We start from the raw sequence: 12039 nt of genomic DNA on the forward strand, positions 1-12039 counted from the left end.
ATGAGCGCAAGCATTTCAACCACCGCTCCGTTCACGGGCGGGAACGAGCACCCCGCTCATGAGGACCATCACGATGCAGGGTCGACCACGCTGGTCGGCTTCTGGATCTACCTGATGAGCGACTGCGTCCTCTTTTCGGGCCTGTTTGCAACCTATGCCGTTCTGGCGCATCAGTTTGCGGGCGGTCCGACCGGCCGTGAACTGTTCGATCTGAACTTTGTTCTGATCGAAACCATGCTCCTGCTGGTGTCGTCGCTGACCTATGGTCTGGCCACGCTGTCGATGTTCAAGAAGAACCGTGCCGGCCTTCTGTTCTGGCTGGGTGTGACCTTCCTGCTGGGCGCTGCCTTCCTCGCGATGGAAGTCTATGAGTTCAATCACCTGATCCAAGAGGGTGCGGGTCCGGGCCGCAGCGCGTTCCTCTCGGCCTTCTTTGCGCTGGTGGGAACCCACGGTCTTCACATCACGTCGGGCCTGATCTGGATTCTGGTGCTTTCGGCCCAGCTTCTGCGTGACGGTCTGACGGAAAAGAACCAGACGCGCGTGATGTGCCTCAGCCTCTTCTGGCACTTCCTGGATATTATCTGGATCGGCGTCTTTACCCTTGTCTATCTGTTGGGTGTACTGTGATGAGCTCTGCACACGAAACACATGACCACGGCGCGAGCCACGGCAGCCTGAAGACCTATCTGATCGGCTTCGTGCTGGCAGTTGTTCTCACCGTCGTTCCATTCATGCTGGCCATGAACGGCTACTTCACGCCGGGAACCACCGCAGCCATTGTGCTCGGTATCGCCGTCGTCCAGATTTTGGTGCATCTGGTTTACTTCCTGCACCTCGATCCGAAGTCGGAAGGCGGCTGGAATATTCTGGCACTCATCTTCACGGTCATCATTCTGGCTATCGTTCTTGCCGGCTCCATCTGGGTCATGCATCACCTCGATACCAATATGATGCCGATGTACATGTCGCCGGAAGACGTGCGCAATCTGCCGTAATATCAGGTCTCGTTGAGTTTGACTCATCGAGACTTGTTAAGCCCGTGCGGCGATAGAGCATTTTCAGGACGCGGATAGCGCAAGCATCTTAGCGCCCTGCTATAAAAGGCTCGTCAAACACATTCCCTGCACCACAACGCTGCAGGGAGTGCATCTGTGAGCCTCGCAAAACAACTGGCCTGACGGCCCGTGATCGCGGCTTTATCCTCCCTCTCTCCCCCCAAAGCCGCGTGGCGTCCCGGTTCCCTCCGGGGCGCCTTTCTTTTTGACTGTCTGTCAAAGAGGTGAGAGTAACATTTCCTGTAAAATTTTAATCAACTTGCTGTAAGTGCGACGTTGTATTTTGTAAAATAAAGATGATTGCAATCAATATCTAAGTGTAGAAAATAATAATATACCCCCTAAATTTACCATTATTGCGCATGTTGTTTGCATAGTGTACTATATCAACATAGATTAGCTCGTGTTTGATACTTATTTGGTCTCTGTTCGATCGCTAATCTGGAGAAGATGCGATGTCTTTATTTAAGGGAATGCTTACTAATAATCGTATTCTTGGTGCGGCTGTTATTGCCGCAACCCTGTTCACGCCCGCTATTGCTTCCGCTGCAACAGCCTATGTCTCCGCTTCGGTCAATGTCCGTTCGGGCCCCGGTTCCAATTACGGACGGCTTGCCGCGCTCCCTGCCGGTGCGACGGTCAATGCCGGTTCCTGCCGCAATGGCTGGTGCCAGATCTATAACGGGAGCCGTGTTGGCTGGGTCTCAGCGCGTTATGTGCGTTTCGGCGCCTATAGCGGCCCCGCTTATGCCGCGCCGTCCAGCACCACGGTGATCGTCAATAATGACGGTTATGATGACGGCTTCGGCCTCGGACTTGGTATCGGCTGGGCGACCGGCGGCTATTGGGGTCCCGGCTGGGGCGGTGGTTGGGGTCCAGGCTGGCGCGGCGGACCGAACTACGTCAATGGCTGCATTGGCCGCAATTGCCAGTCCAATCGCGGCGGCTGGAATCCGCGCTGGGGCCATGGCCCGCGCTGGAACGGCGGCGGCAACTGGGGCGGGCGTGGATGGCCGCAGGGCCAGATACGTCGCAACTGGGGTCCCGGTCCGGTGATGTCTCCGACCCGCTTTGGTGGTTTCAACCGCGGCTTTGGCGGCGGTGGTATGGGCGGCGGCGGTTTCCATTTCGGAAATATGCGCCCGATGCACGCTGGCCGCTGACGGCATCCGGTGTGTTTGTGCCAGAACTTATTTTGATCAGGTCGTTCTCCCTCCTCCCAATGGCCTGATGGACAGCTCGCCGGCAGCACCCCGCCGGCGAGCTGTTACAATTTTCTGATCGCGCCCTGCAATCAATGCGGAATGCGAGCACAAAGCGCTTCAATCTGCGCGGGAAGTTGCAATGGTGTGGTAACGTTAATACTCCATTGACTGAAATGGTCCATATCTAGCGTTGTTGCTTGGACTTCCGTTCTCCCTATGGTAATCCCTGAATCGTCCTGGGCTTGGGGGTAATGAACGGGACGCCGCCAGGCGACCGCATAGACAGGAACCGGACAGTAGCGCGTATGACTTGGAGTAACAGGACGATACAGGGAAGGGGCATCGCCGTGCTTTTGCTGGCGGCTCAATTTTCCTCTTTCATCGTGTCGCCTGCTTTGGCGTTCGAGATCTTTGGTGTTCGTCTGTGGGGCGAGGACAAGAAGGAAGATCCTGACATCATCGACCCGAAGACCTACTCCGTCGAGGTCACAACCACGGGCGACCGCAAGAATGCGGACGGCACGGAAGCCGATCTGAAATCCACCATTGAAGGCGCTTCCGGTCTCGTTTCGGATGCCGAGAGACCAGCTTCGGGCTCCGCCGGACTGCTGGCCAAGGCGCGCGGCGATTATCGCCGCATTCTGGCCGCACTCTATGGCGAAGGCCGCTATGGCGGTACGATTTCTATTCAAGTCGATGGTCGCGAGGCGAACGACATTCCGCCCGACGCGGAAATCCCCAATGATGCGAAGGTCGCGATTTCGGTTGACCCCGGCCCGCAATTTCTGTTCTCGCGCACGGCCATTTCCAATATTGCGCCACCGCCGGTCGACAAGCGCGATCACGTGCAGTCGCCCGAAGATGCGGGCTTCGCGCCGGGACAGGTGGCGCGTTCGGGCACGGTCATCAAGGCGGAGCGCCTTGCCGTTGAGGCGTGGCGCCAGCAAGGCTATGCCAAGGCGCGGGTTACCGATGAGGATATCGTCGCGGACCATGCCGACAACCGGGTTTCCGCCGATGTTTCGCTCGATCCCGGCCAGAAGGCGCATTATGGCCCGGTCAGCGTCGTTGGAACCGCGCGCATGGACCCGCAATTCGTGGCCTGGATGACCGGGCTGAAAGAAGGCCAGGAATACGATCCCGACGATATCGAGAAAGCCAAAAAGCGTCTCGGTCGTATGGAAGTGTTCCGCGCCATGAGCTTTGAGGAAGCCGAAAAGATCGAGCCGGACGGCAGCCTGCCGATGACGCTCAACGTGCAGGAGCGCAAGCCGCGCCGCTTCGGCTTCGGTGCCGAATATTCGACCATCGATGGTTTCGGCCTGACCGGCTACTGGATGCACCGCAACCTGTTCGGACGCGGCGAGCGCCTGCGTTTCGATGCCAAGGTCAGCGGTATCGGCGGCACGCAGGACAATTCCTTCGATCCGAAGAACTTTACCTATCTTCTGGGTACGAGCTTCACGAAGCCGGGCGTCTATACACCGGATACGGATTTTGTCGCCTCGCTTGATGCCAAGCGCGAAGTGCTGGATGCTTATACCGAAACATCGGTCAATGCGAAGACCGGCTTCACGCAGATATTCAGCGACGAGCTGTCAGGCGCGCTCTATGCCAAGGCGAGCCAGGGTCATTTCGACGACGACGTTTTCGGCTCGCGCAGCTTCACCACGGCGGGACTGGAGGGCAATCTCCTCTATGACAGCCGCAACAACAAGCCGGATCCGAGTTCGGGCTTCTATCTGGAAGGCAATATCCAGCCCTTCTACGAATTCCAGTACGGCAATTTCGCCACCCGTTTCACCGCCGAAGGCCGCACCTATTACGGCTTTGGCGAAAAGGATCGCGTGATCCTCGCAGGCCGTCTCAAGTTCGGTTCGATCGTCGGCGCGTCCATCGAGGACCTGCCGCCGAGCCAACTCTTCCTGGCAGGTGGCGGCGGCTCGGTTCGCGGCTATGGCTATCGCAATATCGGCGTCAGCGCGGGCAATGGCGAGATCATCGGCGGGCGCTCGCTTGTCGAGGCCAATGGCGAAGTGCGCACCCGCATCACCGATTCCATCGGCGCGGTGGCATTCGTCGATGCCGGTTATGTGGGCGAAAAATCGTTCCCCGATTTCTCGGAACAGATGCGTGTCGGCGTCGGTGGCGGTCTGCGCTATCTGACCGGTCTCGGACCGATCCGCCTCGATGTCGCCGTTCCGCTCAACCGCCGCTCGGGTGATCCGAGCTATGGCTTGTACGTAGGTATAGGACAGGCGTTTTGACCAGATTTCTCGCAATCATCGCCTTCGTCGCTTTCGCCGTCACGGCAGTCATCTTCGGCTGGCCGGAACAGCAGAAACAGTTGCAGGCTCAAGCTCAAGTTCCCGCTCAGGCTCAAGATCAAGCCTCTGGACAGGAACAGGCAGAAGCACCAGCAGAAGAAGAGAAATCCTATTTCCTGTCCTTCGTGGAAAGCCAGCTTTCCGCGCCGAACCGCCGTATTTCCATTTCCGGTATCAGCGGGGTTCTGTCTTCGGAAGCAACCGTCGGCTCAATCACCATTGCTGACCGCGAAGGCGTCTGGCTGCGTATCGAGAATGCCAAGCTGAACTGGAGCCGTACCGCACTTCTTGTTGGTCGTCTCAGCATCCAGTCGCTTGCTGCCGAGCGTATCGATATCATTCGCAAGCCGTTGCCTGACAACAGCCTGCCGTCGCCGGAATCGTCCACGTTCAGCCTGCCGGAACTGCCGATTTCAATCAGTCTCGATCAGCTTGCCATTGCGCGCCTGCATTTCGGGCCGGATATTTACGGTCTCGAATCGGAAGTATCCGCCAATGGCAGCCTGTCGCTTGCCGATGGTTCGCTCGATTCAAATTTCGACATCAAGCGTCTCGACGGTCCCGGCGGAAATTTTGCCCTTCGCGCGGCCTATGCCAATTCTGACCAGAAGGTCGATCTCGACCTGAAAGTCTCGGAACCGGCTAACGGCATCGTCGCCAACCTGTTGAACATCGATGGCCGTCCTCCGGTCGATCTTACTTTGAAAGGCGCCGGTCCGCTTGACGAGTTGAGGGTCGATCTTGCGCTCGACACCAACGGTAGCCGCACGTTGACAGGCGAATTCGCGCTCAACCGGCAAGGTCAGGCGCCCGATGGCGGACGTGTTTTCTCTGCCCGTTTCAACGGTCCGATCGCGGTTCTTGTACCGCCTGTATTCCGCGATTTCTTCGGTGCCGAAACCGTACTGTCGGCGGATGGCTTCCTGAAGGATGCAGGCGGCTTCCGCCTTGATGATCTGGCGCTGAACAGCGCTGCCTTGAAACTGAAGGCTTCTGCCGAAACCGGCAATGACCGCTTCCTGAACAAGCTGCGCATTGATGCCTCCATTGCCGATGAGAGCAAGGGCCGCGTCCTCCTGCCGGTCAAGGGCGCTGAAACCTATATCGACAATGCAAAGTTCCAGGTCGCTTACGGTGATCGCCCGACCAATGACTGGACGGGAACGCTTGCCATTGCCGGTCTCAAGAACGCAACGATTTCCGCCGACAGCATCGCGCTCGATATGGGCGGCGTTGCCGAGAACCTGAGCGATGCCGCCAATCGCCATATCACCTTCAAGGCCAATGGCGGGATGGATGGCATTTCGGCAGAACGGGCGGAAATTGCCGAGGCGCTTGGCAGCAAGATTGCGCTCGCCATCGACGGCGCATGGCGCGCCGGTTCGCCGGTCGAGCTGGCGCAAGCCAATATTGCCGGTAACGGTCTCAGCCTCGATCTCAAGGGCAATATCGACGACTTTGCCTTCAATGGCGATATCGCCGCCAAGATTGCAAGCCTTGCGCCGTTCGGCGCTCTGGCTGACCGTGACCTTGCAGGCAGCATCGATGTCAACGCCAAGGGCATTGTTCGCCCGGTCAGCGGTGCATTCCAGCTCGACCTTAACGGCACAGCACAGAACATGCGCACCGGCACGGAAGCAGTCGACCGCATTCTCGATGGTGCCGTCAATCTCAGCGGCGCGCTTGGCCGCAGCAGCGAAGGGTTTTCGGCGCGTGATTTCCGTATCGGCAATGAGCTGAGCGAAATCACTGCCAATGGTTCCTTTGCATCCGACAAGGCAAGTTTCGACTTCGGCGTCATGCTGTCCGATCTGAAGCTTCTTTCCGATCAGGCATCGGGGCGGATGACCGTCAAGGGCAGTGCGCGCGGCGACGACAAGCTGATTGCGCTGGCGCTGCGCGCCGATGCGCCGGAGGGCACTCTGGCCGGTCGCAAGCTTTCCGAAGGCGGTCTCGATTTCAATGCCATGCTCGACGGAAATGCAAAGACAGGTGCTGCCCTTTCCGGCAAGCTTGCTGGCAGTGCATTCCTTAATGGCCAGCGTGTTGATCTTGGAACGCTCATCGACATCGTCAATGACGAGAAGCGTCTGACCGACCTCGTCTTCAATGCAGGCGGTGCGCATCTTTCGGGCAATGTCACCCAGACCGCGAAAGGTCTCCTGACCGGCGCGCTGAAGCTCGATGCGCCGGATATTTCCACGGCAGCAGCCCTGGCGCTGGCGGAGGCGACCGGTGCGGCCAATGCTGATATCACGCTCGACGCCAATGACGGTCGCCAGAATGCATCGGTCACTGCCAATGCCAAGGACATCAAGGTCAATGGCAATCGTATCACCTCGGCTGATATTGCCCTGACGGCAAAGGACCTGTTCGGCGTGCCGGTGGTGGACGGCAATGCTGCGGCGCGCGACATAATGGTCGGCACTTTCGGCATCGACAGCTTCGATGCCAAGGCCAATGCAACCGGGTCGAAAACCGATTTTACTGCCAATACCAAGTTGAAAATCGGCACAGTCGCCAGCGCTGCCGGTTCGCTTGAGCCGAAAAATGGCGGTTTTGAACTGGGACTGGCTTCGGCCCATGTGAAGCAGGGCACACTCAGCGCCAATCTGGCCGCGCCCGCCACCATTTCCATGAAGGGCGAGGAAATCTCCTTCGGGGATATCATCATCAATACGGGCGCAGATGCCAGCGCGGGGCAGGTCAAGGTGAATGGCGTGGTCGATGGTCGTCTCGATCTTTCGGTCGCCCTTTCCAATCTGCCGCTGGCTCTGGCCAATACGTTCAAGCCGGAACTGGGGCTTGGCGGCACGGTCAACGGCACAGCCCGCATCACCGGCACGAAAGAAGCACCCAATGTCGCTTTCGACATGGCGGCGCGAGGCGTGACGGCCGCGGAGCTCAAAAAGCAGGGCATTGCGGCTCTCAATGCCGATGCCAAGGGCACCTCGGCCAATAATCGGCTCAATGTCGATGCGCATGTAACCGGAGGGGGCGGCATCGATGTCCGCGCCAATGGTGGTGTGCCGCTCAGTAAGGGCGATCTGGCCATTGACGTCAATCTCGCCAATCTTCCGCTGACGGCATTGAACGGTGCGGTCAAGGGACAGGATCTCGCGGGCAATGTGACCGGAACGGCGCGTGTCACGGGCCCCCTCACCAATCCTGCGGCAACCTTCAATCTGCGCGGTACAGGCCTTGCGGCCAAACCGCTGCGCGATAACGGACTTGCGCCGCTCACCCTGCAAGCTGCAGGCAGCTATGCGGCCATGGCTATCGACTTCTCGTCGCTGACCGTCGACGGTCCGCGCGGCCTCAATGTCACCGCCAATGGCAAGGTTCCGTTCTCGGGGCAGGGGCTTGGAGTCAATGTCAATGGTAGCATTCCGCTGGCGCTCGCCAACCGCTTCCTGGCCGATCGCGGTGCGCAGGTAAACGGTACGCTGACGCTGACGGCCAGCGTTTCGGGCGGCTTCAACCGTCCGCAGTTGCGCGGCATGTTCTCCACCAATGGCGCAACCTTTGTCGATCCGGACACCAATGTTCGCCTGAACAATATCAATGTCATGGGCAGCCTGGATGGCGAAACCGTCACGCTGCGTCAGGTCAATGCCGCGCTCGGCAGCGGCGGATCGGTTTCTGCCAGCGGTACGATCTCGACCAATGCCGAAGCGAGTTTCCCGGCCAATATCGAGATCAAGCTCAATCGTGCCCGCTATGCCGACGGCAAGCTGGTTGTGGCGACCGTCGACGGCGGGATCACGATCAGCGGGCCGCTGATGCGAGATCCTTTGATTTCAGGCCGCATCGATGTCGACAGGGCAGAAATCTCGGTGCCGGAAAATCTGGGCGGCGGCGCAGCCTATGTTCCGGTTCGCCACAAGAACACGCCTAAGAACGTTCAGGTGACGCTTGATCGCGCCAAGGTCGAAACGCGTCGCAGCAAAGTGCCGACGCCGACAGCGCGTCCGACCGTGCCGCGCCTCGACGTTGTCATCAATGCGCCCAACCAGATTTTCGTGCGCGGTCGCGGCCTCGATACGGAGCTGGGCGGACGTCTTCGCCTGACCGGGCCTGTGACCGATATCAAGCCGGTCGGCGCGTTCGACATGATCCGCGGCCGCATCGGTATTCTCGGGCAGCGCATTACCTTCGATGAAGGCAATGTCACGCTGGTGGGCGATCTTAATCCGCAGCTCAACTTCGTCGCCCGTTCGGAAGGCAATGAAATCACTGCAATCGTGACGGTGACGGGTACGGTTGATAATCTCGACATAAAATTCTCGTCGACGCCGGAATTGCCGCAGGATGAAGTGCTGGCGCAGTTGATCTTCAAGCGCTCAATCGGCGAGTTGTCGGCCTTCCAGATCGCACAGCTTGCCGCTGCCGCCGCCGAACTTGCGGGCGGCTCCAACAACTCGCTCATGAACAAGCTGCGCGCCGGGACAGGTCTCGACGATCTTGATGTCGTGACGGATGACAAGGGCCAGACAGCAGTTCGTGCCGGTCGCTATATCCGCGACAATATCTATCTGGGCGTGGAAGCGGGTTCAGGCGGCTCAACCAAGGGCACCGTCAATCTCGACATCACCCGTAACCTGAAAGCCAAGGGTTCACTGGGAGCGGAAGGCGATTCCAGCGGCGGTATCTTCTACGAAAAAGATTATTGATCGCCGCAAAATATTGAAGGCAATCAAGGCCGGGTTTCATGACCCGGCCTTTTGCTATCCGGCTACAATTCAGAATAGCGGTTTTGAGGCAAAGCCACATTTTCGCCATCAAATAGCCATGAGATACATACGTTCGTCGCATTTGCCATGAAACTTAAATCGATTGAATTTTTACATTCACTGCAATTTATGCTTTCAAACGGAATTTTCAGACACGTTTGCGCGAGTTGTTTAACCGTTCTTCAACCATAAGAACGCAAATTGCTGTTGAGTATGGCGGTCGCTTGACGGCTGTGTTTCAACCCTTCTGTCCGGGTAATTTGCATGACCAAGTTCATTGACGATCTGAGCCGCCGCCGCTTCCTTTTCGGCACCGGTGCCGTCCTCCTCACCGGTGCTGCCGGTTGTAACCAAACGATGGATATGTCGGCCTTCCAGATGAATGTCGATCCGATGTCGACGGGCGGGATTACGCCGATGCGTCCGCAGATCAGCGTCGACCGCGATATCACGACGCCGGATGTCATGTACGCCGCCGTGCAGGAAGGGCCGTATTCACTGCCCGCAATTCCATACGAGAAGGTGCCGAAGCAATTCCGCCGTCAGATCGTGCCGGACCCGACAGGGCAGGCGCCGGGAACGATTGTCGTCAGCCTCAAGGACCATCTTCTCTATTACGTTCTGCCGGGCGGAGAAGCGCTGCGCTACGGCATCGGGATCGGCAAGGCGGGCTTTGAGTGGTCGGGCACCGCCAATGTCCAGTACAAGAAGCAATGGCCGGTCTGGACGCCTCCACCGGAAATGATCCAGCGCAAGCCGGAACTGGCAAAATATCGTAACGGTCAGGAACCCGGCCCGCAAAATCCGCTGGGTGCGCGCGCGCTCTACATTTTCCAGAATGGGCAGGACACCGGTTATCGCATCCACGGCTCGCCGGAATGGTGGTCGATCGGCCAGTCCATGTCATCCGGCTGTATCCGCCTGATGAACCAGGACATCATCGATCTCTATAACCGCGTACAGGGCAAGGCTCCGATCATCGTCGGATAACCGGACCGGAGGAATTCCGGCTCTGACGGCCTGCAAATGGCGTTGTGCTGCGCTTCCAGTGCTCGCACTCCACCATTTTCGGCTCGTCATAACCGAAATCTCAACGGTCGCACGGCGCATCAGCGTCTGTTGGAAATTGAAGCGTTTCTGCTGCAAATAAAAAGGCCACGCCAGATCTGGCGCGGCCTTTTTGTATCAGGTTCGATACGATTACTCGTAGCGCACCGACTTCGGCATGGCTTCGCCGAGATTGACGAAATGGCGCAGCTCGGCGCGCAGGTTTTCTGCCGAGGCCATATGAATCTGGCTCTGCGGCACCACATCGTTCTGCACGATCTGGGTGGATACGCCCGGCATGACAAACGCTCCTGCGGTCAGGACGAGGGCGGCGGCAATGCCGAGGCGTCGTTCGGTTCTGGCCTGCATTTCTATCTCCTTGCGCCGGGTGACGGCGACTTGAAATCTGGAATCACATTCATTCGCAAAACGCTGGGACTTTTCCGGCCAAGGATCGGTCTGGGGCCGATCTTGGGTCAATCAGTGAAAAGTCGCGCGCGGCGTAAAATTCAAAGCGCTGTCGATGGCATGGATCGGTATTGGCAACAAAGTCTGGCCGAAATCAGCCAGCGTGTCGGCAAAATTGCGGGCAGCCCCTGCCACATCGTCGCAGCGGCGATGACAGGCAATGGCTTCAAGGCAGGTATCAAGTAGCAGCGCGTCCTGATTCTGGATGCCGGAAATCAGCCCCAGCGTCAGGCATTCCTCGCGGCAGACATGGTGCGAGTCGAAAGGGAAAGCACGCAACTGGCAGCTGGCGCAATGGCGCAGCACGCGGATGAAATGCGACAGCTCGCCCACCGCGCGTTTTGCTTCCGAAGGCCCAAGCACTTCCGAATAGAGGCCCCAGGTCATTTCCCACGGGATGATCGAGCCTGTCTCGAAACCCGCAGTCCAGCGGCGATAACCTTCCAGCACCAGCTTTTCCGGCAGGCGATCGAAATAGCCCGCAGTGTTAGCGCCGTTCAGTTGGGATATGCGCATATTCATGTCCGCCTCCCGTAGAAGCTACGGAATGAAGACATGCATGCGGGGCGTGAACCCTGCATTTTTACAGAGGGACGTTCGGTTTCCCCCCGCACATTGCAATATCCGGTCGGCAAGAGACTGAGCTGCCAAGGCAGGCCGTCGACATTTGCGGACCGGCATTCGCCGAGACCAATCATAGGGTCCTCCAATCGAAAGGGTTCAAGGCCCAGACATCAAAGGTTGTGAATTTGCACCATGCATAAAAGCCAGAAAATCCATCTGGAGTCAATTACTCAAGTTTAAAATCTTATTAGATTTCAATTGTTTGGAATTATTCTAGACTTTAATACTCATGTTTACAGCATTCGAGAAGGAACGCAACCGCTGTGGGGGAGCAGCGGTTGCGGCAAACGGGCGCATAATGCGCGAAGGAGAGAGGACGCGGATCATTCGCCCCTTTGCTAACACCACAGTCGCATTCTTCGTGATGCCGGGTTGCAAAGAGCAATCTTCCCCGTTCCGGTGCTCACGTAGCTTTCTCTGGCGCATAGCCTGATCCGAAAAGTCTGCAACTTTTCGGGACTATGCCTGGAAGCACGCTCCGCTCCGGTACTCGAAAATTACTCTTCTCGCCACGGTCTGACGAATTTGCAACTGTAGTGCTGGAGCGCATCCCGCAAAGTATGAAACGGTTTTCAGG

General features: G+C 58.0%; 8 protein-coding genes. 6 read left to right on the forward strand and 2 right to left on the reverse strand.

Features of this window, described 5'->3' with window-relative positions; all coding sequences use genetic code 11:
- The 6 genes from cyoC (at position 1) to CES86_RS13355 (ending at position 10313) form a co-directional block, all read left to right on the forward strand.
- Entirely contained in the window at positions 1-630 is a 630-nt protein-coding gene (gene cyoC / locus CES86_RS13330) for a cytochrome o ubiquinol oxidase subunit III (RefSeq protein ID WP_094514601.1), read from the forward strand.
- On the forward strand, positions 630-998 hold the full coding sequence (locus CES86_RS13335) for a cytochrome o ubiquinol oxidase subunit IV (RefSeq protein WP_010657856.1): 369 nt from the start codon (positions 630-632) through the stop codon (positions 996-998). The genes cyoC and CES86_RS13335 overlap by 1 nt, the downstream gene beginning before the upstream one ends.
- Positions 999-1513: 515 nt before the next feature.
- Positions 1514-2221 carry an SH3 domain-containing protein gene (locus tag CES86_RS13340; RefSeq protein WP_011982285.1) on the forward strand — a complete coding sequence of 236 codons (708 nt, stop codon included), beginning with the start codon at positions 1514-1516 and terminating at the stop codon, positions 2219-2221.
- A gap of 347 nt (positions 2222-2568) precedes the next feature.
- On the forward strand, positions 2569-4530 hold the full coding sequence (locus CES86_RS13345) for an autotransporter assembly complex protein TamA (RefSeq protein WP_275982426.1): 1962 nt from the start codon (positions 2569-2571) through the stop codon (positions 4528-4530).
- Complete coding sequence (locus CES86_RS13350) at positions 4527-9263, forward strand: translocation/assembly module TamB domain-containing protein (protein WP_094514603.1); 4737 nt, start codon at positions 4527-4529, stop codon at positions 9261-9263. The genes CES86_RS13345 and CES86_RS13350 overlap by 4 nt, the downstream gene beginning before the upstream one ends.
- A 324-nt stretch (positions 9264-9587) precedes the next feature.
- Positions 9588-10313 (forward strand): L,D-transpeptidase, encoded by a 726-nt coding sequence (locus CES86_RS13355; protein ID WP_010657860.1) that lies wholly within the window; start codon positions 9588-9590, stop codon positions 10311-10313.
- A gap of 210 nt (positions 10314-10523) precedes the next feature.
- Here CES86_RS13355 and CES86_RS13360 read toward each other — a convergent pair whose 3' ends face one another.
- Entirely contained in the window at positions 10524-10739 is a 216-nt protein-coding gene (locus tag CES86_RS13360; protein WP_011982288.1) for a hypothetical protein, read from the reverse strand.
- Between the two features lie 111 nt (positions 10740-10850).
- Complete coding sequence (locus CES86_RS13365) at positions 10851-11360, reverse strand: hypothetical protein (RefSeq protein ID WP_011982289.1); 510 nt, start codon at positions 11358-11360, stop codon at positions 10851-10853.
- Positions 11361-12039 lie beyond the last annotated feature (679 nt).

Origin of the sequence: Brucella lupini (genome assembly GCF_002252535.1) — a bacterium.
GTDB classification, from domain to species: Bacteria; Pseudomonadota; Alphaproteobacteria; order Rhizobiales; family Rhizobiaceae; genus Brucella; species Brucella anthropi.

What these genes read in the sequence shown, in the direction of transcription:
- cyoC (WP_094514601.1), top strand. Translation starts at nt 1, where the DNA reads ATGAGCGCAAGCATTTCAACCACCGCTCCGTTCACGGGCGGGAACGAG.
- CES86_RS13335 (WP_010657856.1), top strand. Translation starts at nt 630, where the DNA reads ATGAGCTCTGCACACGAAACACATGACCACGGCGCGAGCCACGGCAGC.
- CES86_RS13340 (WP_011982285.1), top strand. Translation starts at nt 1,514, where the DNA reads ATGTCTTTATTTAAGGGAATGCTTACTAATAATCGTATTCTTGGTGCG.
- CES86_RS13345 (WP_275982426.1), top strand. Translation starts at nt 2,569, where the DNA reads ATGACTTGGAGTAACAGGACGATACAGGGAAGGGGCATCGCCGTGCTT.
- CES86_RS13355 (WP_010657860.1), top strand. Translation starts at nt 9,588, where the DNA reads ATGACCAAGTTCATTGACGATCTGAGCCGCCGCCGCTTCCTTTTCGGC.
- CES86_RS13360 (WP_011982288.1), bottom strand. Translation starts at nt 10,739, where the DNA reads ATGCAGGCCAGAACCGAACGACGCCTCGGCATTGCCGCCGCCCTCGTC.
- CES86_RS13365 (WP_011982289.1), bottom strand. Translation starts at nt 11,360, where the DNA reads ATGAATATGCGCATATCCCAACTGAACGGCGCTAACACTGCGGGCTAT.